This is a genomic window from Undibacterium sp. RuRC25W (assembly GCF_049339825.1).
In the GTDB taxonomy this organism is placed as follows: Bacteria; Pseudomonadota; Gammaproteobacteria; order Burkholderiales; family Burkholderiaceae_D; genus Undibacterium.
On the sequence record NZ_JBMPPD010000011.1, the window covers coordinates 73,795 to 100,285 of the forward strand.

Below are 26,491 nucleotides of genomic sequence, written 5' to 3' on the forward strand. Positions count from 1 at the left end.
AAGCTTTCGATGTTGCGGATACCGCTGGATCTGGCTGTAGCGATTCAGTCACGTCTCGCGCTTGCTTACCAGCAATCTGATGAGTTGCGACTTCCGCAAGTTTCTCATCACTTTTTGTGGCTCGGGTTGACGCTTTCACCGCGCCCTCTGCCGTTTTCTTTACTTGCACTTTTTTGCTCGAAATAGGCGCGGTTACCTCTGCGACTATTTTGGCAGTGCGCTTGTCTGCTGCGGCCTTATTGGCGGCAACCGCATTGGAACTTGTCGTTGATGCTGCCTTGGTTGTTGCTTTGGTTGTTGCTTTGGATGCTACTTTGGTTACGACCTTAGCCGCCACCTTGGTTGGAGCCGGAATCTCAACGGCTACATTCACTTTAGGCGCTTTAACACCTTTCGCAACTTCTTTTTTGCTGGCGGCTTTTACTGCCGCCGAGCCGGATTTAGCCGTTGCTTTTACGGGCGCTGTCTTTTTATCGGCGGCTTTGGTAGCAGGCTGACTGGCGGCCTTAGATTGCGCTTTAACGTCGACACTTGTTGCTTTGGCTACTGCTGTCTTACTGACTGTCTTTGCTGCAGGGGCGGTGCTTGCATTTTTAGACGTCGTTGTTGCAGTTTTTTTAACTGTCGCAGACGTCAGTGTTTTCGCGGGTTTCTTCATTGCGCTAGCCATTGAATCAAACCATCCGGAACTGAGGAAGTCGCCTGCCTGTACTAGGTACAAATTGTACAAAAAGAAATGCCTCGCTGCCGGTTAAATTGACCTGCTTGCAGAACATCTCTGTTTTTGTTTCAGACTTCCCGAGACTCAGCGCCAGTGTTTTGGGTTACTCGGAGGAGCATTACGCTCACCTAAACAACACATTTCGTCGCAACTAGACACATTTGCGCGAAATGAAACAACCTAAGACCTTGAATCGTAAGCCTTTAATTATAGCATGCGGTCAAACATTTCTCTAGCCCAAAGCTAGACAAACGACAACTAAACTGATAAAAAATTAGGCAATTTTCTTACAAAGCGCTCTTGAAATTTTCATGTAGCGCCACCATTTCGAGTGCGAAATAAAGCGGAAAGTGATTAAAAGAATATCGATATTTCCTGATAGCATTAACCCATTCGATGGCAATTTGATGCTAAAAAAAACCAACAAGCTAGCGAATCCCTGCTTCAGTCACCGCCTGCTGACGTAAAGCGTCTTGCAGTTGCATGATTTCTCTCCAGCGCGCCTTATCTTCATCGGTACGCAAGCCCGACGCCACCAATCGCTCTGCTTCACTCTTGAGCGCCTGCGAACGGATTTGACGGATTGCACCGACCAACTCTAATCGCACCAAATCTGGATCAGTATCGGTTTGCTCCGCCACTTCAGCAATCAACCCATCATAATCCTGACTGACGGCCCTGAGTTGCTCGGCGAGCGCTGCAAACTGTGCGCCCTCACCCATACTTTGCGCAACGGCGACTAACTGCTTGAGCATCGCAGCACCATCAGGCGCTAACAACGCCGACTCAGACAAAGTAGCCTCATCGAGCATCGCAGACAATGCGGGATACGCGACCAGAATGCGCATAATCTGAAGCTCAAGTCCAATTGGCGCACTGCGCTTAGAACGCGGCGGCGCTAATTTAACTCGCGCCACGGGCTGCGACAATTCAAATAAAGCCTCAATTTCAGCCGGTGTCGTCTGCGTTATCTGCGCTAGATTTCTGACGATCTGCAATCGCAATCCAGAAGGCTGCATTGCCTGCAGCAAGGGCTTGGCATCAAACTGGGTTCGCGCGCGCCCCTCCGCAGAGCTCAGATCGTTATCACCAACCATTTCGCGCATAAAAAACTGCGACAAGGGCATGGCATCATGCACTTGCTGATCAAATGCTTCGGCACCGAATTCGCGAATAAAACTGTCGGGGTCATGCTCCGTTGGTAAGAACAAAAATTTGATGAATTTATCATCGTTTGCGTGCGGCAAACACGCGTCTAATGCGCGACGCGCAGCGCGCCGGCCTGCGCTATCGCCGTCAAAACTAAACACTACATGGTCTGTCTGACGCAATAGCTTTTGTACGTGGGTAGGCGTACAAGCGGTACCCAACGTCGCCACTGCTTGCGGAAACCCCATCTGTGCCAGCGCGACCACGTCCATATAGCCCTCGGTAACCAGCACATAGCCAGCCTCGCGAATTGACTGCCGTGCTTCAAATAAACCGTAGAGCTCATAGCCCTTCTGAAACAACGGTGTCTCTGGCGAATTTAGATATTTAGGCTCGCCTTGCTCCATAATCCGCCCACCAAAACCAATGATTTGGCCTTTGGTATTACGAATCGGGAACATCACACGATCTCTGAAACGATCGTAACGCTTACGACCACCGCCTTCTTCTTCGCTTTTATCAATCACGAGACCAGCCTCAACCAGCTCCGGTGCTTGATAGTCCGAAAACACGGACCGCAATCCATCCCACGCGTCCGGCGCAAAACCGAGCCCGAAGCGAGCGGCGATTTCCCCGGTCAGACCGCGTTTTTTGAGGTAGGCGATCGCCTGTGGTGCGCCACGTAATTGCTGCTTGTAGTAATCACCCGCCTTCGTCATCACCTCGGACAACGCCAGGCTTTTAGCGGTTACTTCAGCGCGTTGAGCTGGCAACATCCGGTCTTCTTCAGGAACGATCATGCCGTTGCTTTGCGCCAAATCGCGGATCGCATCAACATAACTGAGGCCAGAATACTCCATCAAAAAGCCAATGGAACTGCCGTGCGCGCCGCACCCAAAGCAATGATAAAACTGCTTGGTCGGGCTCACCGTGAAACTCGGGGATTTTTCGTTATGAAAGGGACACAAACCCATGTAGTTTGCGCCACCTTTTTTGAGTTGGACGTATTTACCCACCACGTCAACGATGTCAACGCGGGCGAGCAAATCCTGAATAAAACTTTGCGGTATCAACTCTGGCTACCAGCCTTGCGGCTTGTGCAAAATGTCATCGACACACTGAGATCAGCGACATCAATGAAATCAGCGCGTCAGTGCTGCTTTAACCAGACCAGACACTTTACCCATGTCAGCACGGCCAGCTAATTTAGCTTTGAGAACATCGATGACTTTGCGCATATCTTGTGGACCTGCGGCGCCAGTTTCAGCAACGGCCGCAGCCACGGCTGCCTGCACTTCTTCGTCAGACAATGCAGCTGGCATGTAAGCCGACAAGACTTCCAGCTCAGCTTTTTCGATATCTGCCAGATCTTGACGACCACCTGCTTCAAATTGCTGAATCGAATCTTTACGTTGCTTGATCATTTTTTCAATGATCGCCAGGACCATACCATCATCCAGTTCTACGCGTTCGTCAACTTCTTTTTGCTTCATCGCCGCAGTCAACAAACGGATGGTACCCAGTTTACCGGCTTCTTTAGCACGCATTGCTGCTTTCATATCGTCGGTGATTTGGTCTTTTAAACTCATGAACTACCCCAGGAAACTGAATCAGATAAAAACAACAAAACCCGCTGCGGCTGACCGGAGCGGGCATGCAAAACCTAAATGATACTACCCTGCATCGCACCTGGCATTGCCAGATACAACGTCAGAATTAATACATTTTCTTAGGCAATTGCTGACTACGAATGCGTTTGTAGTGACGCTTAACAGCTGCTGCCAGCTTACGTTTGCGTTCTGCAGTTGGCTTCTCGTAGAACTCGCGAGCGCGCAATTCGGTCAACAGACCGGTCTTTTCGATAGTGCGCTTGAAGCGGCGCATGGCGACTTCGAACGGCTCGTTTTCTTTAAGGCGAATTGTGGTCATGTAAGTTCAAACCATTGAAAGATTATAGGAAGACAGAGATAGTAACAGGATTTTCGATTTATGGGAAGGAATCTGATTAAATCTTACGCAAAAACTTTAATCGATCTTAGCAATCAAACCAGAAAGTCAACACTTCTTGCCTGCATTTTGAAATTGAGGAGGGGAGTATCAGGCAAAACATACGATTTGTCCATACAAAATAGAAATATTAAAAATATACTCCCCACTAGTATAAAAAATAACTTTCCACCCGATATTAATTTGACATCGATAAAGCGACTGCTGTGTTTTTACAACGCTAGGCCAGCCGCCGTGCCAGACGCCCATGCCCACTGAAAATTAAAACCACCTAACCAGCCAGTCACATCCACTGACTCACCGATAAAATACAAACCAGGCACCTTCGTTACCATCATGCTCTGCTGTGATAAAGTACGGGTGTCAACACCACCGCGGGTAACTTCCGCTTTACGGTAGCCTTCGGAGCCATTCGGCACCAATTCCCAGCGATTCAGCTTCTCCCCGAGCAAACGCAAGCGCTTATCAGGCATATCCGCTATCTTCAGATCACCGTCAAAACCATGCGCAGCGAAGAGCCCATCAACCAGCCGCGCTGGTAAAAACTGCGCCATATAATTAGACAAATTCTTTTTGGTCGCCGTTTTTGCCTGAATCAACTCTTCAGCAACATCGACTTCTGGCATTAAATTAATACGAATCGGTGTGCCCGGTTGCCAGTAACTGGAAATCTGCAGTACACCAGGCCCGGACAATCCTTTATGCGTGAACAGTAAATCTTCACGGAATGTCGTCCTCGATTTTTTATCGCCTGTCTCAATATCCACTTCAAGAGAAATACCGGACAAGGGAACAAATGGTTCCCAGGATGTCGCATCAAACGTCAGCGGGACCAAGGCGGGGCGCGGCTCAATGATCTTAATGCCAAACTGACGGGCGATTTTGTGCGCAAAATCAGTCGCGCCGATCTTAGGTATCGACAAGCCACCAGTTGCAATGACGACGCTGTCCACAGAAATCTCGCCTGTTGAGGTTTTCAGCAAAAAGCCTCCCTCTTCGATGGCACTGACATCGTCTACCGCACAGGGCATGCGCCAGTGCACCTTACCTGCATCGCATTCTGCTTTTAACATGCGGATAATATCTTCCGCGCTATCGTCACAAAACAGTTGACCCTTGTGCTTTTCGTGCCATGCGATCCCGTGACGCTTCATGAGGGACAAAAAGTCCTGGGGCGTGTAGCGCGAAAGTGCACTTTTACAAAAGTGTGGATTCTCAGATAAAAAATTGACGGGGCTCGCATATAAGTTAGTGAAGTTGCAGCGCCCGCCACCAGATATCCGGATTTTTTCAGCCAAGCGACTCGCATGATCAATTAACACCACGCGTTTGCCACGCTGTCCGGCAACTGCTGCACACATCATTCCCGCAGCACCCGCCCCGATCACCGCGACATCAAATTGTTTACTCATGGCATGGCCCTCATCAAAATCAGGCGGAGATTGTAGCGGATTAGGTCGCCCGTCGCGGTCTAAATCAAGCAAATCATTCAAATCACATACTGATAATGCAGCGCTTCCATTTTATGCATCACCACAAAAGTGCCGATTGCACCAAATATAAGCATGAAATTCTCATATGATTAGAACGACAACGCTGTTAGAAAAACACAACATTTCTGTTACAAAAAGCCATAAATTGAAATCAATATAAAAGAAATTATTGACTTGTTTTACGCAAAAAGAGATAACTTAACAAAGATTGCGCAAACGATTGCGCAATCTGATGTAAAAAAGCAAATTGTTATCTTTGCCCCCTCAAGGATAAATATTTTTGCACTAAAAAGATCCTCTATTTGGACAAACCTCACCTTTGGGATTAATTTCATGCGCAACTATTCTTCAAAGCAGCTATGGCAAGGTGCAACACGCACCTTGATCGCTGTCGCAGTAAGCACTGCATTTCCAATGCACGCAGCAATGGCTCAAGAAGCGAAGCCAGAAGCTTCGAATAAAGATGGTACAAAACTGGAAACAGTCATCGTTACCGCTAACCGCCGCGCAGAGAACATCAAAGAAGTACCGATGTCTATTTCTGCAATTAAAGGGGAAGCCCTTGATACGTACGGTGCTAGCGGTCAGGATATTCGCTTCTTATCCGCACGCGTTCCTAGTCTGAACATTGAGTCTGATTTCGGTCGCACTTTCCCACGCTTTTATATCCGCGGTCTGGGCAATACCGATTTCGACTTAAACGCGTCACAACCAGTTGGTTTGATTTATGACGATATCGTTCAGGAAAGCCCGATTTTGAAAGGCTTCCCTGTATTTGACGTTGATCAGGTTGAAGTTTTGCGCGGCCCACAAGGCACATTGTTCGGTCGTAACTCCCCAGCTGGCGTGATTAAATTTGAGTCCGCAAAGCCAACACGCAACTTTGAAGGTTATGGCAGCTTGGGTTATGGTAACTACGGCGCAGTCAATCTAGAAGGTGCTGTTAACGTGCCATTGAACCAGGATTGGGCAATGCGCTTCTCCGGTCAGTCACAAAGCCGCGATGATCGCGTCACTAACCCATTGAGCACTGGTACAAAGACGCTTGAAGGCTATCATGACAACGCGGCGCGTCTGCAGTTGTTGTACAAAAATGGTGATTTCAGCGCGCTGTTCAATTTGCATGGCCGCGACATGGCAGGCAACGCAACATTGTTCCGCGCTAACATCATTCAAAAGGGTACCAACAATCTGGTACCAGGATTTGACTACGGTTCTTATCCAACGGATGGTCTGAACAAACAGACATTGACTTCCGAAGGCGCGAATGCACGTCTGCGTTGGGATCTGACTGGATTAACTGTCTATTCCATTACTGGTTACGACAAAGCGAAGTTCTACAGCCGTGCTGACGTTGACGGTGGCTACGGTGCATCATTCGCGCCAACAATGGGACCTGGTTTTATTCCATTCCCATCTGAGACAGCGGATGGCCTGCCATACCTGCGCCAGATCACTCAGGAAGTTCGCGTTCAATCCAACACCAGCGATCCACTGCAATGGATCACAGGCCTGTACTACTTCAACGAAAAAATCCAGGTTGATAGTTTTGACTACAACTCCCTGGCAGGCAACGTGCAAGATGGTTACGCTGTTCAGCATCAGAAATCAACATCCTATGCGGCATTTGGTTCCGTCAACTACGCTGTCAACGATCAGTTTAAAGTCCGTGCAGGCGTACGCTATACCAAAGACAGCAAAGACTTTGATGCACAGCGTCAATGGACTCCTGGCAAGCCAATCAGCGCAGGTGGCACACCTGTCCTGACAGCGAATCCAAGTGCAAGTAACGTTACTTGGGATTTGAGCGGTAGCTATGCATTAGACAAGACCACTAACTTGTTTGCGCGTGTAGCAACTGGCTACCGCGCACCAAGTGTGCAAGGTCGTGTCCTGTTTGGTGACAGCATCTCTGTTGCACAGTCTGAAAAGAACTTGTCTTTTGAAGCTGGTATCAAAAAAGACATTCTTGATAACACTGCACACATTGATTTCACTGTATTCCAATACACAGCAAAAGATCTGCAATTGACAGCAGGTAGTGGCGCCGTGAATCAAAACAAACTGGTCAATGCAGACAAAGCAACTGGCCAAGGTTTTGAGCTCGATTTACGTGCCAATCTGAGCCGCAACTGGAAAGCAACGATCGGTGTCAGCTATAACGATACTGAAATCAAGGATCCTAACCTCTTCGTGGCTGCTTGCGGCAATGGTTGTACCGTTACAAATCCCGCTGGCCCATTCAAGGGCACAGCAGCGATCAACGGTAACCCACTGCCACGCGCACCTAAATGGGTTGGTAACTTCAACTTGAAATACACAACACAAGTTGGCGAAGGCACACTGTACGCTGTCACCGACTGGGCATACAAAGATACTTACAACATGTTCTTGTATGAAGCAGCAGAATACAAAGCAAAATCTTCGTTAGAAGGTGGCCTGCGTGTTGGTTATCAATGGGCTGATGGTAAATACGAACTGGCTGCGTATGGTCGTAATATCACCAACAGACAGCAAGTTGTTGCAGCCATTGACTTCGATAACCTGACAGGTATTCTGAACGAACCACGTAGCTACGGCATTCAGTTCAAAGCCAACTTCTGATTCTGCGTTACCGATAATCAGTTAGTCAGCTCTTAAAATAAAACGCGCCAGATATAAATCTGGCGCGTTTTTTATTTGAGTAACAGTATGATTGGTCGCGGTACACCAATGTTGATTCAGATTCAGATTCAGATCTTCATCTGCCGATGCTCACCAGCTAAATTCAAGATGCCAGTGATACGCCATTGAATAAAATTACAGCACCCGCATCTGAATTTTCTGCGTTATATCGACACATAGCTGCACCTGTCGTGCGATATTGGCTGGAACAGGAATGTCTTCGTCGAGTACCGAGGTAATCCAGCTTGCCGTCGTTTGGGCATCCAGAGCATCAGGTGCTTCAGGCGTACCACCGATCAGATTATCTTGTGTATCGACTAGCGTTTCACACTGGCCAGCATGCAGCCAGTCAATCCGCTGCGCTCGGCCGATATTGGCAACAGTTTCCCCTTCTGTTCCCCGCATCAAAAATACATCACCCGCCTGGGTATCTGCAAAGGTCATAAAAAATTGCTGCAACATATGCAAATATTCGGGGTGTGTATAGGATGTCAAACGCAAGGCTGGTGTCGTGAACGGCTGAATGATTTTTACTAAGGTATGCGTAGAATTTCTCACACCTAATACTCGCCGCAGATTCAACAAACCAGACATCGCTGGCGACAAAGACTCAATTGCAACGAAGGCTGGCTGCTTTGCAGCTAACTGCGCGTTGACCTGTTCTGTCGTCGTCAACAACGGAATATCTAATGCAGCAAAAATCTCTGCAGTCGTCACGCGTCCGGCATCCTGCGTAACGCCGTGCACCAGCACCGGCACACCGCGACGGGCGAGCAATAAAGCCAACAAAGGAGTGAGGTTAGCTTTTTTACGGGCTCCGTTGTAACTAGGAATAATCACTGGCGCATAGTCGGCCGTTGCCGGCGCGGTCAAAGGTAAAATAAACGCCTTTGCCGCATCTAGAAAACCAGCAATCTCGTCAATCGATTCGCCCTTAATCCGCATCGACAGCAAAATCCCGCCCAGCTCGAGATCAGATACCTGCCCCGCCAGCATTGCCTGGTAAAGGGCTTTCGCATCTTCACGGGTCATACTCCGTGCGCCATCTTTGCCGCGGCCAATTTCTTTAATAAAACGTGCTGCCGGAAATGGCGGCAAACCAGTTACAGATTGATGTGTCATCGTTATTTATCCAGCAGTGCCAGCACTGCATGCCATTCTTGTGGGGTCACCGGAGTAATCGATAAACGACTACCTTTTTGCAGCACCAGCATCGTTGATAACTCAGGGGAGTTGCGCATTTCTGTCAGGCTCAATAACGTGGTTTTACGCAGCGCCTTGACATCGACCATCATCCAGCGCGGTATCTCTGGCGTCGATTTTGGATCGAAATAATGGCTCTTGGAATCAAACTGTGTGTGATCTGGATAAGCAGTTGACGCTACTTCAGCAATACCGGCGATACCTGGCTCGGCACAACTGGAATGATAAAACAGTACGCCGTCGCCAATTCGCATCTGGTCCCGCATAAAATTGCGCGCCTGATAATTCCGGACACCAAACCAAGGCACGGCCGACTCGTCCATTGCGTCATCGATACTCATTTCTTCCGGCTCGGACTTCATTAACCAATAAGCCATCGCAATTTACTCACAAGAAAAAAGGAAATTGTCGCATATTTGTGCGCAGCTCAGCAGCAACGATCCGACTAACACTCTGCAGCAGAAAAAATGGCGAAAAAAAACGGCTGTCATGGTTGACAGCCGTTCAGAATAAGTCCCCACCGATGCCGCTATGCCGGCATCCTGAACCTAAGCGGTTCAAGTTGGCCACGGTCAGTTCAATTTCGGGTTCATCGGACTAGCGACGCTCACGCCCATCGAACAATATTCCACAGCCTATGCACATAAATGGTTCAAGGAATATATGGCATTGGCGAACACGGCAGGGAATTGAAGTTTACTCTTAAATTGAGATTTTATGTCATTGTTTTTGATTAAATTAAACAATGACCCTGAATTCAAAATAGGTTTTCTTGTGGTGTCAGCGCTTGATCCATGACTTCATGCATCTGCGTCATCTTTTGTTTTACCTCGGAGATCGACATGCCAGAGAGCGGACCTTCCGGTGATTTCGTTGCCAATAATTCTGTCGTCATGCCAAGCGCTGCCATCACCGCAATCCGGTCTGTCCCTTTGACCTTAGATGAATCACGTAAAGCCGACATTTTCGCATCAAGGTAAGCCGCCGCTTCGCGCAGCGCACGATCCTCACCATCTCTACAAGCGAGTTTGTAACTCTGCCCCATGATTGTGACATCGACCTGGATCACTTTCTTATCAGTCATGCTGCTTCCTCATCAGTAGCGATTTCTGCGGGCAACTGCATCAATAATGCGGTTACCCGGGTATGCGCTTGTTGCATGCGCTGTTGCATCTCTTGATTCTGTAAAGTCAACAACGCCACTTCGTTGCGTAACCCCGCATTCTCAGTACGCAAGGCGTGGGCAAGCTCAGCGAGCTTAGCAACTTTTTCAGCGAGTAATTCAAAATCGGAGATCATCATAGTTAGTTTTGGAGCACAACAAATCTGGGTTCTTATTATACGAGTAAATTTTCTGTCAACACAGAACTTGCGAAAAGGATGCACTGAAAAATAGGCATCGACTTCAATTTTGACAAAAAATTAGCCTGATTTGAATGAAATTATGAAAAAACATAAAAAACATCCATAAAAAAACACCATTTTTGTAAGCAAAAAAATATTTTATGTGACGAAGCGCACAAAATGCGTTGAAGGATCACACTTTTTTTAAAAATAGGTTATTATTTGGCGCATAGCTAACCACGCTAGACTCTTCGTTGGCATCTCTCCGGTATATATAAATGCCATTGAATTTACGCCAATCGCCTCAAGATTCAACACTGAATGCGGCGAGTTCCGATTTCTGACCGATATTCTGTGGCGCTGTTACCCCTTAATTTTTCCCTCTCGATGAGGATTCCATGAGCGAAAACATCAAATATGTAAGCGATGCTTCTTTTGAAGCAGACGTATTAAAATCCGACAAACCAGTTCTGGTGGACTTCTGGGCTGAATGGTGTGGTCCTTGCAAAATGATCGCCCCAATTCTGGAAGAAGTAGCAAAAGAATACGACGGCAAAATCGTTGTTGCAAAAATGGACGTCGACGCTAACCAGGCAGTGCCTGCACAGTTCGGCATCCGTGGCATCCCAACGCTGATCTTGTTTAAAAATGGCGCTGTTGCCGCACAAAAAGTTGGCGCATTGGCAAAAGGTCAATTGACATCTTTCATTGACGCCAATATTTAAGGTATCATTCGGTACTGCACCAGATCGACATTCAATTGATGTCTACGTAAATTGAAAAAAATTCCGGTGCGGTACGTTGATCTTAAATGATCGCAAATGGTAGCTGAAAATAGCAACGAAAAATAAGAGCTTGTTTTAATGGTCATTTGACCGCAAAATACAAATAACTATTCTGTTTATTCTGTAGTTCCTCCGTTCACTCCCCCACCCCATACTCCCATCCCGGGACACTCACCATGCATCTATCTGAATTAAAAGCCCTACACGTATCCGCATTGCTGGAAATGGCTGTAGGACTCGATATTGACAACGCAGCACGTATGCGCAAACAAGAATTGATGTTCGCGATTCTTAAAAAACGTGCAAAATCTGGCGAACAAATTTTTGGCGATGGCGCTCTCGAAGTCCTGCCTGATGGCTTTGGTTTTCTCCGCTCTCCAGACGCCAGCTATATGGCATCCACGGATGACATATATATTTCCCCATCCCAGATCCGCCGTTTCAATTTGCATACAGGTGATTCGATCGAGGGTGAAGTACGTACACCAAAAGATGGAGAACGTTATTTCGCGCTAGTGAAGGTGGACAAGGTTAACGGAGAATCTCCAGAGGCGTCTAAACACCGCATTCTGTTTGAGAACTTAACACCATTGCATCCGAACAAAGTATTGACGCTCGAACGCGAAATGCGCGGCGAAGAAAATACCACAGGTCGTATCATCGACATGATTGCACCGATTGGCCGTGGTCAGCGTGGCTTGCTAGTGGCGTCACCAAAATCCGGTAAATCCGTGATGTTGCAACACGTCGCTCACGCGATCACGACTAACCATCCTGATGTGACATTGATCGTTTTGCTGATCGATGAACGTCCGGAAGAGGTGACAGAAATGCAGCGCTCTGTGCGCGGTGAAGTCGTCGCTTCCACGTTTGATGAACCAGCAACGCGTCACGTACAAGTCGCTGAAATGGTGCTGGAAAAAGCCAAACGTCTGGTCGAAATGAAAAAAGACGTCGTCATCCTGCTCGATTCGATTACCCGTTTGGCACGTGCTTACAATACCGTCATCCCGGCTTCTGGCAAAGTATTGACCGGTGGTGTTGATGCCAATGCATTGCAACGTCCAAAGCGTTTCTTCGGTGCAGCACGTAACGTCGAAGAAGGTGGTTCTCTGACCATTATCGCGACAGCACTGATCGAAACCGGCAGCCGTATGGATGACGTGATCTACGAAGAATTCAAAGGTACAGGTAACATGGAAGTTCACCTGGAACGCCGTCTTGCCGAGAAACGTGTCTATCCGGCAATCAACCTCAATAAATCCGGTACTCGTCGAGAAGAGTTGCTGATCAAACCAGATCAATTGCAAAAAATCTGGATTTTGCGCAAGTTGCTGTACTCGATGGACGAGATCGAAGCGATGGAATTCATTCAGGACAAAATGAAGGCAACCAAAAACAATGCAGAGTTCTTTGAAATGATGCGTCGTGGTGGTTAATTTCGCTCAATAATTTGAGTAGAAAAAATCCTTCATAAAAAAAGCCGATACCCAAAAGTATCGGCTTTTTTATTTTAACCAGTCAGCAATACCGGCATTTATTTTGTAGTAATAATCTGGCTTGCATCCCAGCCGCCGCCAACAGCCTTATACAAGCTCACCACTGCACTCAGATGCGCGCGCTGAGTGTCAATCAGCGTGACTTGCCCTTGCCACAGATCTCGCTGTGCGTTGAGTACTTCGAGGTAGCTACTATAGCCGTTTTTGTAGCGTAACTCGGCTAAGCGCAACGAGTCTTTCAATGCAGCGACGCGACGTTGTCCAGAGATGTAAATCTGTTCATCGGCTGCAACGTTACTCAATGAATCGTGCACATCCTTAAATGCGCCCTGCACTGTTTGTACATACTGCGCCAGCGCCTGGGTTTTGCGTGCTTCGGCACCTGAAACCACAGCACCAATCGCACCAGCACGGAAAATAGGCTGGGTCAGATTGGCGCCGATGTTCCATAGCATCGATGCTGGATTAATCAGGTCTTTTAACCCTTGCGACTCGTATCCGACGCCGCTACTCAGTTTCAGACTTGGAAAGTACTGCGCTTTTGCCTGGCCAATGTCAGCATTCGCAGCAATCAGAGACTGCTCCGCCATAACAATATCAGGTCGACGCGCTAATAAGTCCGAGCGCAGATCAGCAGGAACGGTAAGTTGCCCATACAAGCCATCTATATTCTTGCCACGGGCAATCACCGGAGCGGCGACCGCTGCTGGTGAGCGCCCTAACAATACCGCTAACGCAGATTCCGTGTTGGCAACAGATTGCTTGGCTTGTGCCAAACTGATCTCTGCTGCTGCCTCTTCAGAATCAGCAACGTGCAAATCAATTTCACCAATGGTGCCTGAAGCATACAGTTTTTGCTGTAAGCGCAGATTTTCATGACGCGTTTTTAAGGTCACTTCTGCCAGTGCCAACTGCGCATCACTGGCACGCAGCGTAAAATAGCTCTGCGCCAGCGAGCTATATAAGCTTGTCAGCACCACACCCTGATTCGCCTCCTGCGCAAGTAATCGTGCACGAGCAGCTTCATCCGCCCGCGCCAGCTTACCCCACAGGTCAAACTCATAGGACGCACTTAGACCAAGTTTGTAGTCGCGGCTCACAGGTTCTGCGCCGGCTCCCAGTAGCCCAGCATTCTGACTAGTGCGCAATTTGGTTGGCGTGATGTTAGCATCGACAGTCGGATAGCGATTCGAATTCGTCCCTGCTGCCAGTGCACGAGCTTCTTCTACACGACCTGCAGCCAGCAATAAATCCTGGTTATTAAAGTGCGCTTCTTCCAGCAGAGCGTTCAACACTGGGTCATTAAACCCTTTCCACCATGCCATATAGTCGACGGCGCTGCTTTTACCTTGTGTCGCGGGAATGACTAAAGCCGTCGGCACGTCCAGTGATGGACGCTTGTATTCTGGGCCGACTGATGCACAGCCGGCCAAGGCTAGGCTTGCTGCCATCGCGGTTAATAAAAATTTTGGATGTAACATCATTATTCCTTTGCCTTTACGTCTGCATTTGCGCCTGTATTTGCACCTAAGTCAGCTACTAGATGGTGGTTTTTTACAGGATGAGCAAAATCCGCTTCCGTTGTATTGAGGCGTTTGTCATTAATCAGTTTGAAAAATAACGGTACAAAGAAAATCGCCAAGAAAGTCGCCGCTAACATGCCGCCTAAAACGCCCGTCCCCAGCGATTGGCGTGCAGCTGCACCAGCACCATGCGAGAACGCCAGTGGAACGACACCCAAGATAAATGCCAGCGACGTCATCAGAATAGGACGGAAGCGTAATCGTGCCGCCTCCACTGCCGCCGCCACTGGTGCATAACCTTCATGTACTTTCATGACTGCAAACTCGACGATCAGAATCGCATTTTTTGCCGACAAGCCCAACAAGGTCACCAGACCGATCTGGAAGTACACGTCGTTATTAAAGTGACGCAAGTACACCGCCAGCAGCGCACCAAAGATACCGAATGGCATTGCTAACAGAACAGAGAACGGTAACGACCATTTTTCGTACTGTGCGGCCAGAATCAGGAAAATCATCAGTACACCGGCACCCAATGCAACGCCGGCCGCATTGCTGCTACGTTTTTCTTGGAACGAAGCACCACCCCAGTCGTAGACCACGTCGGCAGGTAATACGTTTTTCGCTGCACGTTCCATCGCAGCAATCGCCTGACCAGAGCTATAGCCCGGCTTCGCATCGCCCAGCAATTTAATCGCAGGCAAGGCATTGAAACGCTGTACCGAATCAGGACCGGTGATAAATTTGATCGTCGTGAAAGCACGCACCGGAATCATCTGGCCAGTCGCTGAGCGGACATACATGCTGCCGATATCTTCCGGTTTAGCGCGGTACTGACCTTCTGCCTGCAACTGTACGGTATAAATACGACCGTTTTTGTTGAAGTCGTTCACATAGTAACTACCCAAGGTCGCTGCCAATGTGTTGTAGACATCAGAAAGTGCCACACCCATAGAGCGGGCTTTTTCGTTATCCACATCGACATACAACTGCGGCGAATTTGCTTGCCACAATGTTTTGACACCAGCCAGTTCTGGCTGTTTATTGGCTTCAGCTAACAACAGTGGCAATAAAGTCGCCAGACGTTTGACGCCGCCTTCACCCGCGTTTTGCATATAGAACTCAAAACCACCCGTTTGTCCCAAGCCCTGAATTGCTGGTGGACTGAAAAACAACGGTAAACCTTCTTTAATACGGCCAGTTTTCATGTAACTTTCACCAACCAGTTGCTGTGCAGACTGGGCACGCTCATCCCATGGTTTGAGTGGGAAGAACATGGTCGCAGCCGATGACTTCAGACCGCCACCACCCAAAAAGTCGAGACCAACAAGAGAAAACGTCGTATCAATATTCTTGTTTGTTTTCATGATCGTTTCGACTTGGCGAACCATTGCGTCAGTACGATCCAGCGATGCGCCATCCGGCATAATCGCTGCGCCAATAAAGTAGCCCTGATCTTCATCTGGCACCAAACCACCAGGAACGTGCTTCCACAGAACGCCAGTCAACGCCACCATACCTAACACCAAGGCAACGCCGAGTGTGGCACGTTTAAGGAAGAAGCTCACACCGTTGGTATAACGTGTGGTTAGACGCAAAAATGCGGCATTAAACCAAGTGAAAAAACGGTGATGATTTTCAGCGCCTGGTTTCAACAAGATCGCGCACAAGGCTGGCGTCAATGTCAACGCAACGATACCGGACAAGACAACCGCAATCGAAATCGTGACTGAGAACTGACGATACAACTCACCCGCCAAACCACCCAAGAAAGCGATCGGGCCAAACGCAGCCACCAGCACCAACACAATCGCAACGACTGGTCCCGTGACTTCGTGCATCGCTTCAATGGCAGCATCTTTCGGGGACATGCCCTCTTCATTCATCAAACGCTCAACGTTTTCCAACACCACGATCGCATCATCCACCACAATACCGATCGCCAACACCATACCAAATAAGGTCAGGGTGTTAATGCTGTATCCGAGTAAATGTAAGCCAGCCATGGTGCCAATTAAGGATACCGGTACGGCCAAGGTAGGAATCACCGTTGCACGCCAGCTTTGCAAAAACAAGTACACGACAATAAACACCAACACCATCGCTTCGCCCAGTGTTTTTAGTACCTCAGCAATTGATTCAGTGACAAATGGAGTCGTGTCATAAGGCGTGGAATAGGTCATGCCTTCAGGGAATTTCGCTTTCAGATCCTGCAGGGTCTTTTCGACGGCTTTACGCGTTTCGAGGGCGTTAGCGCCAGTCTGTAAGAACACACCAATGTTAGCGGATGGATGTCCATTAACACGACCATACAAGTTGTAATCTTTCGAACCCAACTCAACCCGTGCCACGTCTTTAATACGGATCGTTGCACCACTCTTATCGGATTTAACGATGATGTTGGCGAACTCTGCTGGCTCCAGTAACCGCCCTTTGGCAGTGACGGTCATGGTCAGTTCTTCAGAATTATTCGGTGGAGCACCGACTTTACCTGCGGCATACTGTGCATTTTGCTCAGAAACTGCGTTAGAAATATCGCTCACCGTCACGCCCAATTGTGCCATTCTGTCTGGACGCATCCAAATACGCATTGCGTAATCTTTAGCACCAAAGATCTGAATATTGGTGGTACCTGGCACCCGTTTTAAGGCATCTAAAACATTCTGTGTCGCATAATTCGACAAGAACAAAGCATCATAACGGTTGTCTGGTGAATACAAGGCAGCGACCACCAAAAAGTTCGATGAACTCTTCGTCACTGTGACACCCTGACGACGCACTTCTTGCGGCAATTTTGCATCAGCCTGGCGTACACGGTTATTGACGTTAACTGCGGCAATATCCAGATCAGTACCGACTTCAAATGTCACGTCAATAGAGACACGTCCATCGGCCGATGAGACCGAGTTCATGTACAGCATGTGTTCGACACCATTAATCTGCTCTTCAATCGGTGCCGCAACGGTTCGCTCAACCACTTCAGCCGACGCGCCTGGATAAACGGCAGTGACGTTGACGACGGGCGGAGAAATTTCCGGATAACGCGAAATCGGTAAGACACGCAAAGCGGCCAAACCTGCCAGCACGATAATCAACGACAGTACTGTCGCAAAAATCGGCCGGTTAATAAAAAATTTTGAAAACATGAAAGTATCCTGTTTGCCTTTGCTGACGAAGCAGCGCAATGTTCAGTAAAGTGAGCTTATTTTGCAGTGTCGGCTGCGGTTTTTCCTGATGCCACTTTTGCAGGTGCAGGTGGCATCGCCGTAGCATCGCTTGCTGCAGCCGCTTTGGCACTCACTGCAACTGGCGTGACGGTCATACCTGGTTCATGCGCTTTAATAAAGCCATCAACCAATACGCGCTCACCGCTATTGAGACCTTTGGTTACCACCCATTCACCGTGCGACCAGCCGTCTAACTCAACTGGTTTTGGCACCAGTTTATTGTCGGGTGAGACCGCAAATACCATTTTTCCCATCGGTCCATCAATCACTGCACGTTGTGGCACTGCCAGCGCAGAACTACGTTTTGCACCCGCTAAGATCACACGTACAAACTGGCCAGGGCGCAGATTGCCATCCGGATTGGCGACTTGTGCACGCGCATCAAAGCCGCCGGTTGCCGGATTAACTTTTTCACTCACAAAGTTCATCTTGCCGGTAGTCGGAAACATGCTGCCGTCGGCAAGTTTTAATTGCACATCAAAAGCCAGACTGCCATTTGTTGCACGCTTACCTGGCAGCGCAACCTTACCGCTACCCACCTCTTTAGCGACTTTTAGATAATCTGCTTCAGGAATACTGAAATTGATATATACCGGATCAGTCTGCACGATAGTCGTCAACAAACTATCTGCGGCGGTGATCAGGTTACCGTTGGATTTATTCGCGATACCAGTTACGCCGCTAATGGGAGCGACGACTTTGGTGTAGCCGAGGTTGAGTTTGGCTTCATTGACCTGCGCCAGCATTTGTTTATAGCTAGCTTCAGCCGTTTCGAGCGTCGATTTAGCATCATCAAATTCTTTCTGGCTGATCGCTTTTTCTGCGGCCAGTGGCGAAAGGCGAGCATATTCACGCTTGGCTTGATTTAATTTTGCCTCGCTAACACCGGCTGCTGCCTCAGCGGAGGCCAATTGTGTACGATAGGTACCAGGATCAATCTGAAACAAGACATCGCCCGCTTTGACGCGCGAACCTTCTTCATACAAACGGTTTTCGAGGATACCAGCGACACGGGCGCGTACTTCGGTCTCGCGTGAGCCCGCTGTCTGACCGACATATTCAAAATCCATCGCCAGATCGCGGCTTGTCACGGTGACGACATTCACTTCTGGTGGCGGCATATTACCTGGTGCGGCATGCGCGGATTCTTCATTGCCACAAGCAGCCAACGTGACTAAAGGCAAACTCAAAGCAAGGACACGCAGTGCCGGATGCTGGTAGATCTGCTCAATCCGAGATGATAGCGAAGAGCGTGTTCTGGAAATAGGTTCGGAAGGTGTAGTGTCTGAGAAGCGCATAAAGAATTCTTTCTGCAAGATTAAAAAACGGTACGCTATTATATACATACAATCATGTTTGTATATAATGCTGACTAACAACCTTACAGATTGAGGGGAATCAAACGGTAAAAAGAGATTTATCGCTGAGTAATTATTTAATTTTTGTCTTTATTTTTTTATCTTTTTTAAGGAAATAAACGATTTTAGTGTCACAGATGCATAAATTTGCCTACAATTGCAAGAACAAGTACTCGCCCGGTTATATAAATGCTTGATTTTTACCTATAAAACAGAAGGCGTATTGCCCCAAAACCATGCAATAAAGACCCGAAAAATGGACAATCTGACGAAGAATCGTCATACCAGCGTAGATTGAACTAAACCACACTGCACATAAAAATAGTGACTCAAGCCATTCAGTGAGGACACAACCGCTAGCAATGACAGGAAGCAAAAACCACTGAAAACAAAGAAGGACGAAGACAGGATATAACTTAGACAACACGCCTCTGGTACCGCAGCGAGATGGCATCAACAAGAATAAAAATCTGCCAGAGCCATTTTGTGTAAGACCTAAAAGGAATAACAATGGTCAGAAAAACCAAAGAAGAAACACTAGAAACCTATGCATCACTGCTCGATGCAGCTGAACAGGTGTTTTCTCAAAAAGGCGTCACCAACACGACGCTCAACGATGTAGCAATTGCCGCAGGCATGACACGTGGCGCGATTTATTGGCATTTTAAAGATAAAAATGCCCTGCTGCAGGCCATGTGCGATCGCGCATTTTTGCCCATGGAGGCGCTGCTCAATGAAATTTTGGAAACACCGGACAAAGATCCCATTGTTGCCTTAAAGCAATTAGATATTCATTTTTTGCAAATTGTTTCAGGCGATCAACGTCAGCGCAGGGTGTTTGATATTATTTTTCATCGCTGCGAAAAAAATCCCGACCTGCCCTTCTTTGAAAACGAAAAACGTCAGCGCATCGAATGTATGGCAAAGATTCAGGCCATCATCCAAAGTGCAGTGGATCAGGGCAAATTGCATCCAGATACCGATACATGGATTGCTATGCAAGCCAACCACGCGTTTCTGGTTGGCATCGTCTATGAATGGCTGGAGGATACCTCGGCCTACTGCATGATTGCCCACGCCGAGAGTATGGTCGACATGTTTCTGGCCGGCCTATTCGCCCGCCCACCGTTAAAAAAAGCTAAGCCGGTAGCTTCCAGTTAAATTTTAGCGCCAACATCCGCATCGCAAAAGTTGTCGACGTACCCGCGAGCACAGCCACGGCCTCGGATGCGCCGCGCCAATCCAGCAAGAGGTATATCCAACAGCCAGCAAACGCACAAGTGGCGTAAAGCTGGCTACGGCGGAACACCAATGGAATTTCATTACAAATCACATCACGTAGCACACCACCAAAAATCCCTGTAATAACGCCCATCATGGCACAAACAAATAACGGCATGTCAGCCTCTTGCGCCAGCGACGCGCCGGTCACACTAAACAAACCCAAGCCCAAGGCATCCGCCCATTCCAGCGCGTTTTCAGTCAACGCGTGGCGTAAGTGCCGCAATAAAGGAATGGCAATCAATGACAACACAAAGATAAGAATAGGGTATTCCTGATTTTCTACCCAAAACAAAGGCCGACGATCTAGCAATAGATCACGCAAAGTTCCGCCGCCAAAGGCAGTGATGAACGCCACCGTAAAACATCCCACCGCATCCATGCGCTTACGGCGCGCTTCGATAAAGCCAGAACAAGCAAATGCAATCACCCCTGCCACTTCGGCAGTATGAATCATTGCATTCATTCCAAGATAACTACTTGCCATACGTCTTACCCTTACCTGATTCTCACTATACAGATACAATTTTACCTGCAAGTGCCAACTCGGCCTGCTTCTCGCAAGAAATACCCTTCATTTCTGTTCAAATATACCCTCAAGGTACGTAGTTTTGCCTTCGGGATACTATCACCAACATCAAAAACCATTGTATAATCATGGGCTTGGCATTTTGTTTCTCGCAAAATCCAACTTTAATCAACTCTGGCAAGTGATACGCAATCGGATCAAGAAGCAGTGCGATCGACGAAGTGCATATTGGCTACCTACTTTATATACTGAGGCAAGCATGAAAGACGGCATCCACCCAAATTATCGCGAAGTGTTGTTCCACGACGTTTCCAACGATTTCAAATTCATCACACGTTCTACGATCAACACACGTGACAAAGCTGAATTTGAAGGCAAAGAATACCCACTGGTAAAGATCGAGGTTTCTGCAGAATCCCACCCTTTCTACACTGGTAAACATAAAATCGTTGACACAGCTGGTCGTGTTGACAAGTTCCGCAAAAAGTTCGGCACTGTCGGTTCCAAGACATCTGTTGCAAACTAAGCAGTACAACGGTTTTATCAAAAAAGGCAGCTCAGGCTGCCTTTTTTACTAAGCGTCTCCGTACAATGTATTTAAAATATACAACTTACGCAAAGCGACGCAAATCACAAGCCATCGATGACGTCATACTTGTTTAGCCGCTTTTTGCTAGACTCTCGGTCTCAAGCGAGCAACAAAACAGGTAATGTACCAACAACCGACACGGTAACTCTAAAAAGATTACATATGAAGCCAGTCCGACTTCCTGCTGCCGCTACCATTGCCCTCCCGCGCTGGGGAATCTTTGCCCTGTGCCTACTCTATATTCTTCCCGGCCTAATCGGCCGCGACCCTTGGAAAGGTGATGACGCCACCAGCTTTGGTGTGATGTGGACGATGGCACACGGCACGATATCTGACTGGTTGTGGCCGCATATCGTTGGCATGCCAATGCCAGATAAAGGTCCGCTCGCTTACTGGTTGGGAGCCATTTGCATTAAATTATTTGGGGGCATTATCGGCGAACCGATGGCAGCGCGTTTATCGACGGGCATCTTTTTTGTTATCGGCTCAGTCTCAGTATGGAATGCTACCTATCTCTTAGGACGGCGTTCAGAAGCACAACCGCTCAAGCTGGCATTTGGCGGCCAGCCAGAACCGCAAGACTTCGGCAGAACACTGGCAGATGGTGCGCTCCTCATCTATCTTGGCTGCCTTGGCCTCTTAGTGCGTAGCCACGAAACCAGCGTTGAAACGCTACAAATTTCTCTGGTCGCTTTTTGCCTTTACCTATGCGTACGCCTGCTCGACACCCCAAAACTGGGACTGGTCATCCAGTTAGGCTTGAGCATGAGCATGCTGACATTAACCAGAGGCTGGGTTGTACCTTTGAGCCTGATTATTTGCCTGAGTCTGCTCTGTCTCTATCGCCAGCACACCAGACCGATTAAATTTATCGTTGCAGCATTACCAATCGCACTGATACTCCCCGCTTTATGGCTGACGGCGATCTGCATTGTCGCGCCTTACGACAGTAGCCCCTATCCCGCATGGATGTCGTGGAACTACCGGCAGATTAATTGGCCAAGCATCGCTACTATTTCTTACTTCTTTAAATACAGTATCTGGTTTGCGTGGCCGGCCTGGCCATTTGCAGGCTGGGCGATTTACGCGTGGCGCCGACAAGAAAAAGCCTTACATATTTCGTTACCAAGTACGTTCTTTCTTTGCTTTGTCGTCCTCAGCTTCTTAAATCCAGCATCAGAAGAAAGTCTGTTATTGCCGATTTTGCCACCATTAGCAATTCTGGCTGCGTTTGGGTTGCCAACCATGAAACGTAGTGCCATCAACGCCGTTGACTGGTTTGCTGTGCTCGTGTTGACGGGTATTGCCGGATTTATCTGGCTGGGTTGGATCGCCGAACAAACCGGTTGGCCAGAAAAAATGAGTGCAAAGATTCTGCACCTAGCGCCAGGTTTTGTCCCGAGCTTCCATCCTTTTGTCTTTGCTATTGCGCTGGCGACGACCATTGCTTGGTTCCTGCTTGTGTACTGGAGAATTTCACGCCAACCCTCCGTGCTGTGGCGGGCGGTTGTTTTGTCTAGTGGCGGCGTGATTTTGTGCTGGATGTTGTTACTGAGTTTATGGATGCCATGGATTAATCAACGCATCACTTATGCCACATTAAGTGTTGAGGTCGCACATCAGTTGCCAGCGAAAGACTATTGTGTCGAGGCTTACATTGGAGCGTCACAACGTGCATCAATGGCTTATTTTGGTGGTGTGCATTTTGCTGGCTTCTCTGATCATGATTGCGATTTTTTAATGCTGCAACACAATCGCAAGCAATCCGAAGAGCCCCAGTTGCCATCACAATATCAACTCGAACAATGGGAGCGCATCTGGAATGGACATCGCGCCTACGACAAGGATGAAATGCTGACCCTGTATCGTCGTAAAATTAAATGACCATCCCATCAGCGTCAGGCGTCGCTGGTAACGCAAAGCACATTGCGGCGATTGCCTGGCCTATGCTGATCGGCCAGTTAGCCGTCGTCGCCAATGGCGTCATCGACACAGCAATGACCTCACGATTTTCTGCGACGGATCTAGCCGCATTATCGATTGGCATATCGATTTATGTCAGCATTTTTGTGGGACTTAATGGCGTGCTACAGGCGATCTCCCCGACCGTAGGGCAATTGTTTGGCGCACGTGAATTTCCGCAAATTGGTGCCAAATTAAAACAAGGGATATGGCTCGCTTTTTTCTTATCCTGCCTTGGTTGTGCGATGCTATTGTTCCCGCAATCGTTACTCGATATTGCCCAGGCCTCCCCGACCCTCAATGAAAAATCCCGCCTCTATCTCCAAATACTGGCATTAGCCCTGCCAGCAACACTAGGCTTCAGAATTTATAGCGCGCTCAACAATGCCGTCGGCCGACCAAAAATGGTGATGGCGATTCAGTTGGCCTCATTGGCGCTCAAAGTACCACTCAATACCCTGTTCATTTTTGGTGGATTCGGCATTCCGGGGATGGGTGGTCCAGGGTGCGCAGCAGCGACCACCGTCATCGCCTGGCTGATGCTAATCACTGGCTGGTTGATTCTACATCGCGTTGCTTATTACAAGATTTTCGCGCTATTTGGTACAGGCTTTGCCCGTCCACAATGGCAATCACTCAAGGCCTTATTGCATCTTGGCATTCCTATGGGGCTGAGTTATCTGATTGAGGTGACCGCTTATGCCTTCATGGCCCTGTTCATCGCACGACTAGGCGAAGTCGCCGTATCAGGACATCAATTGACTGCCAACTTTGGCACCATTTTATACATGCTACCGCTGTCAATCGCTAATTCCACCAGCACCTTGGTCGCACAAGCAATTGGCGCCAAAGAATTACAGCAAGCAAAAAAAATCAGCCGGGCGGGGCTGGTTCTGGCCATAGGCTGCGCCGTCCCCATGGGTGTCCTGATCTGGTTCACCCGCGAATGGATCCTTCACGCCTACACCGACAACGAAACCATCATCGCCGCCGCCATGCCGTTGTTTTTCTTCATCGCGGTGTACCAGATTTTTGATGCCATTCAGGTCGTCGCCGCCTTCGTCTTACGCGCCTACAAAATTGCCGTCATCCCCACCGTACTGTACGCCGTCGCCCTCTGGGGATGCGGCCTCGGTGGCGGTTACATCATCGGCCTCGATCCATGGCGCATCATGCCCGACCAACTCCACGGCGCCGCCGGCTTCTGGCTCGCTAACAGCGCCAGCATCGCCTTAGTTGCCCTTAGCCTGTGGCTCTACCTGCAACGCGCACAACGCCATTTCACCATCGACTAACACCAAACCCCTCACCATCCCATCACCATCCCGACACGTCGCGCCTCAGTGTGAAATGAACTAAAAAATATACACAAAAGCACAAAAATCCCCCACCAAAAATCAACCTCCACGCCCGCAACCCACCGCGCCACTTGCAAAAACAAGCCAGCCCTGTCATAATCCCGTTTATGCGTTGCCGAGATGGCGGAATAGGTAGACGCACGGGACTCAAAATCCCGCGCCGCAAGGCGTGCCGGTTCGATTCCGGCTCTCGGCACCACGGAACACAGGGCTAAGTCATAATAATCAATGACTTAGCCCTTTTTCTTTGCCTAAATTCTAGCTTTTATGGGCTTTATTATGCCCTTTAAGTTCTTGCCTTCACCCGAAATTCACCCGACAATCACCCGACTTATTTAATCCACCAGCGGGAGTTATTACATCATGGCATCGTTTGAAAAAGTACGTACAGGCTGGCGCGTGTCAGTCAACACAAAAGGCGTGCGCGATAGCTCCACGTTTTCAACTAAGATTGAAGCGCAAACTTGGGCAAGCAAAAGAGAGGTTGAGATTCGTAAGTTTGCATCAAAAGGCGGTGCAACGGATAAATATCTTGACGACGCTCTGACAAAATATTCTAAGGAAGTATCGGTAGAGAAAAAAGGCAAGGATTGGGAGGAAGTTAGGCTACTAGCTATATCGGCACATCTTGTTGATAAAAAACCGTTCGGAACCATGTTGCTGCATGAGATTGATTCGGCTGTACTTGCTCGCTGGCGTGACATGCGCCTTCAAACAGTTAGCGGCTCAACAGTCAACAGAGAGTTAAATCTACTCAGTCACGTTTTCACTATTGCTAGAAAAGAATGGAAGTGGATTTTAGAAAGTCCAACCACCGATGTGACGCGCCCAAAAAATGCGGCCGCGCGTGACCGTCGCATAACAGAAGAAGAAATAGAAAAGCTAAAAATTGCCTTTGGCTTTAATGGCGAAGTGCGAACAAAAAATCATGCAGTCATGGCCGCCTTTCTGTTTGCCATTGAAACTGCTATGCGTGCCGGAGAAATCTGTTGGTTGCCTTGGAGTTCAATTAAAGGCTCGGTTGCTACGCTGCCAGCCGAAGTGAATAAAAACGGCTCAAAGCGCGACGTACCCCTATCACCAAGGGCGCTTGAGATATTAAAGATGTTGCCGAAGAATGGTGAAACCTGTTTCGGTATCACGTCAGCAAGTCTCGATGCGCTTTATCGTAAAGCAAGGGCAACAACTGGAATTGATGACTTAAAATTTCACGACACAAGACACGAAGCAATTACGCGACTAGCAAAGAAATTGAATGTGCTTGAATTGGCGCGAATGGTCGGTCATAAAGATTTGAAGATGCTGCAAGTTTATTTTAATCCTACAGCAGAGGAAATATCTGACAAATTAAAGTGACACATGCTTCCAAGTTTTACCTTTTCTTGCGTAGCAAATTGTAGCGACTGAAACATTGAATTTTTTTGCCAAGGCTGTCGATGTTTCTTTCGACAGCCTTATTTCCTCAACAATCCCATCAGATAGTTTTGATGCGTGGTGTTTGCTTCCAGTTGGAATTTTTTCTGGATTTATATGTGACCAATGCTTATCGCCTAGTTGACTATCAAAATTTTTCCGCCCTCTGCCTTTTGCTTTCATGTCTTGCATATTGGCAGCTTGCTTTCCAGTGAATAAATGATTGGGATTAAAACATTTTCTATTGTCGCATTTATGAAAGGCGAATTCTAGGATGAAGTGCAATTTATGAACGGTACCGGTTAATGAGGGCAAGATGCGATAGCATTTGTGCCTTTTTGACCGGCCAGTCGAAATTGCATAATGAACTACACACATCTCACCCA

At 48.2% G+C, this 26,491-nt stretch carries 20 protein-coding genes, 1 tRNA gene, 1 other RNA gene and 1 pseudogene; 9 read left to right on the top strand and 14 right to left on the bottom strand.

The window, feature by feature from the left end:
- Nucleotides 1-1,149 precede the first annotated feature (1,149 nt).
- From dnaG to ACO0KV_RS07285, 4 genes are all read right to left on the bottom strand, one after another.
- Nucleotides 1,150-2,943, bottom strand: coding sequence for a DNA primase (gene dnaG, locus ACO0KV_RS07270; RefSeq protein ID WP_423041363.1), 1,794 nt, complete (start codon nt 2,941-2,943; stop codon nt 1,150-1,152).
- A 69-nt stretch (nt 2,944-3,012) separates the two neighbouring features.
- The gene (locus ACO0KV_RS07275; protein ID WP_423041365.1) at nt 3,013-3,459 is read right to left on the bottom strand and encodes a GatB/YqeY domain-containing protein; all 447 of its coding nucleotides are present in this window, start codon (nt 3,457-3,459) and stop codon (nt 3,013-3,015) included.
- A 127-nt stretch (nt 3,460-3,586) separates the two neighbouring features.
- Nucleotides 3,587-3,799 carry a 30S ribosomal protein S21 gene (gene rpsU / locus ACO0KV_RS07280; protein WP_005877634.1) on the bottom strand — a complete coding sequence of 71 codons (213 nt, stop codon included), beginning with the start codon at nt 3,797-3,799 and terminating at the stop codon, nt 3,587-3,589.
- A gap of 290 nt (nt 3,800-4,089) precedes the next feature.
- Nucleotides 4,090-5,289 carry an NAD(P)/FAD-dependent oxidoreductase gene (locus ACO0KV_RS07285; protein WP_423041367.1) on the bottom strand — a complete coding sequence of 400 codons (1,200 nt, stop codon included), beginning with the start codon at nt 5,287-5,289 and terminating at the stop codon, nt 4,090-4,092.
- Nucleotides 5,290-5,703: 414 nt separating this feature from the next.
- Here ACO0KV_RS07285 and ACO0KV_RS07290 point away from each other — a divergent pair, with 414 nt between their 5' ends.
- The gene (locus tag ACO0KV_RS07290) at nt 5,704-7,974 is read left to right on the top strand and encodes a TonB-dependent receptor (protein ID WP_423041369.1); all 2,271 of its coding nucleotides are present in this window, start codon (nt 5,704-5,706) and stop codon (nt 7,972-7,974) included.
- 195 nt (nt 7,975-8,169) lie between these two features.
- On the opposite strand, the gene ybiB is transcribed toward ACO0KV_RS07290, so the two are convergent.
- The 5 genes from ybiB to ACO0KV_RS07315 all read right to left on the bottom strand — a co-directional run bounded on the left by ybiB (nt 8,170) and on the right by ACO0KV_RS07315 (nt 10,539).
- Nucleotides 8,170-9,156: a DNA-binding protein YbiB gene (ybiB, locus tag ACO0KV_RS07295; RefSeq protein ID WP_423041371.1), complete on the bottom strand. Its 987-nt coding sequence runs from the start codon at nt 9,154-9,156 to the stop codon at nt 8,170-8,172.
- A 2-nt stretch (nt 9,157-9,158) separates the two neighbouring features.
- Nucleotides 9,159-9,614 carry an EVE domain-containing protein gene (locus tag ACO0KV_RS07300; RefSeq protein WP_423041373.1) on the bottom strand — a complete coding sequence of 152 codons (456 nt, stop codon included), beginning with the start codon at nt 9,612-9,614 and terminating at the stop codon, nt 9,159-9,161.
- A 133-nt stretch (nt 9,615-9,747) separates the two neighbouring features.
- Nucleotides 9,748-9,928, bottom strand: a non-coding RNA gene (gene ssrS / locus ACO0KV_RS07305) — 6S RNA.
- Nucleotides 9,929-9,994: 66 nt separating this feature from the next.
- The gene (locus tag ACO0KV_RS07310) at nt 9,995-10,306 is read right to left on the bottom strand and encodes a cell division protein ZapA (RefSeq protein WP_423041401.1); all 312 of its coding nucleotides are present in this window, start codon (nt 10,304-10,306) and stop codon (nt 9,995-9,997) included.
- A gap of 11 nt (nt 10,307-10,317) precedes the next feature.
- Nucleotides 10,318-10,539, bottom strand: coding sequence for a DUF904 domain-containing protein (locus ACO0KV_RS07315; protein ID WP_423041375.1), 222 nt, complete (start codon nt 10,537-10,539; stop codon nt 10,318-10,320).
- Between the two features lie 440 nt (nt 10,540-10,979).
- Between ACO0KV_RS07315 and trxA the strand changes: the two genes are divergently transcribed.
- Nucleotides 10,980-11,306 carry a thioredoxin TrxA gene (gene trxA, locus ACO0KV_RS07320; RefSeq protein ID WP_422989476.1) on the top strand — a complete coding sequence of 109 codons (327 nt, stop codon included), beginning with the start codon at nt 10,980-10,982 and terminating at the stop codon, nt 11,304-11,306.
- A gap of 236 nt (nt 11,307-11,542) precedes the next feature.
- Nucleotides 11,543-12,805 (top strand): transcription termination factor Rho, encoded by a 1,263-nt coding sequence (gene rho, locus ACO0KV_RS07325; RefSeq protein ID WP_423015374.1) that lies wholly within the window; start codon nt 11,543-11,545, stop codon nt 12,803-12,805.
- 98 nt (nt 12,806-12,903) lie between these two features.
- Here rho and ACO0KV_RS07330 read toward each other — a convergent pair whose 3' ends face one another.
- Genes ACO0KV_RS07330 through ACO0KV_RS07340 form a run of 3 tightly spaced genes read right to left on the bottom strand, consistent with a single transcriptional unit; the run spans nt 12,904 to nt 18,913 of the window.
- Nucleotides 12,904-14,349 (bottom strand): efflux transporter outer membrane subunit, encoded by a 1,446-nt coding sequence (locus tag ACO0KV_RS07330; protein ID WP_423041377.1) that lies wholly within the window; start codon nt 14,347-14,349, stop codon nt 12,904-12,906.
- A complete protein-coding gene (locus ACO0KV_RS07335; protein WP_423041379.1) occupies nt 14,349-17,534 on the bottom strand; it encodes an efflux RND transporter permease subunit in 3,186 nt (1,061 codons plus the stop codon). The genes ACO0KV_RS07330 and ACO0KV_RS07335 overlap by 1 nt, the downstream gene beginning before the upstream one ends.
- A 56-nt stretch (nt 17,535-17,590) precedes the next feature.
- Nucleotides 17,591-18,913, bottom strand: a complete 1,323-nt coding sequence (locus ACO0KV_RS07340; RefSeq protein WP_423041381.1) for an efflux RND transporter periplasmic adaptor subunit — start codon at nt 18,911-18,913, stop codon at nt 17,591-17,593.
- Between the two features lie 570 nt (nt 18,914-19,483).
- Here ACO0KV_RS07340 and ACO0KV_RS07345 point away from each other — a divergent pair.
- Nucleotides 19,484-20,134 (top strand): TetR family transcriptional regulator, encoded by a 651-nt coding sequence (locus ACO0KV_RS07345; RefSeq protein ID WP_423041383.1) that lies wholly within the window; start codon nt 19,484-19,486, stop codon nt 20,132-20,134.
- Here the strand turns inward: ACO0KV_RS07345 and ACO0KV_RS07350 are convergent.
- The gene (locus tag ACO0KV_RS07350) at nt 20,112-20,741 is read right to left on the bottom strand and encodes a trimeric intracellular cation channel family protein (protein WP_423041385.1); all 630 of its coding nucleotides are present in this window, start codon (nt 20,739-20,741) and stop codon (nt 20,112-20,114) included. The genes ACO0KV_RS07345 and ACO0KV_RS07350 overlap by 23 nt on opposite strands.
- A 301-nt stretch (nt 20,742-21,042) precedes the next feature.
- Between ACO0KV_RS07350 and ACO0KV_RS07355 the strand changes: the two genes are divergently transcribed.
- The 5 genes from ACO0KV_RS07355 to ACO0KV_RS07375 all read left to right on the top strand — a co-directional run bounded on the left by ACO0KV_RS07355 (nt 21,043) and on the right by ACO0KV_RS07375 (nt 26,048).
- A complete protein-coding gene (locus ACO0KV_RS07355) occupies nt 21,043-21,309 on the top strand; it encodes a type B 50S ribosomal protein L31 (RefSeq protein ID WP_423041387.1) in 267 nt (88 codons plus the stop codon).
- Between the two features lie 225 nt (nt 21,310-21,534).
- Nucleotides 21,535-23,256 (top strand): ArnT family glycosyltransferase, encoded by a 1,722-nt coding sequence (locus ACO0KV_RS07360; protein ID WP_423041389.1) that lies wholly within the window; start codon nt 21,535-21,537, stop codon nt 23,254-23,256.
- Entirely contained in the window at nt 23,253-24,629 is a 1,377-nt protein-coding gene (locus ACO0KV_RS07365; protein WP_423041391.1) for an MATE family efflux transporter, read from the top strand. The genes ACO0KV_RS07360 and ACO0KV_RS07365 overlap by 4 nt, the downstream gene beginning before the upstream one ends.
- A gap of 177 nt (nt 24,630-24,806) precedes the next feature.
- A tRNA-Leu gene (locus tag ACO0KV_RS07370) sits at nt 24,807-24,891 on the top strand.
- Between the two features lie 164 nt (nt 24,892-25,055).
- The gene (locus ACO0KV_RS07375) at nt 25,056-26,048 is read left to right on the top strand and encodes a tyrosine-type recombinase/integrase (RefSeq protein ID WP_423041393.1); all 993 of its coding nucleotides are present in this window, start codon (nt 25,056-25,058) and stop codon (nt 26,046-26,048) included.
- Here ACO0KV_RS07375 and ACO0KV_RS07380 read toward each other — a convergent pair.
- Nucleotides 26,040-26,491 (bottom strand): annotated as a pseudogene (locus ACO0KV_RS07380) (hypothetical protein); the annotation flags it as partial. The gene ACO0KV_RS07375 and the pseudogene ACO0KV_RS07380 overlap by 9 nt on opposite strands.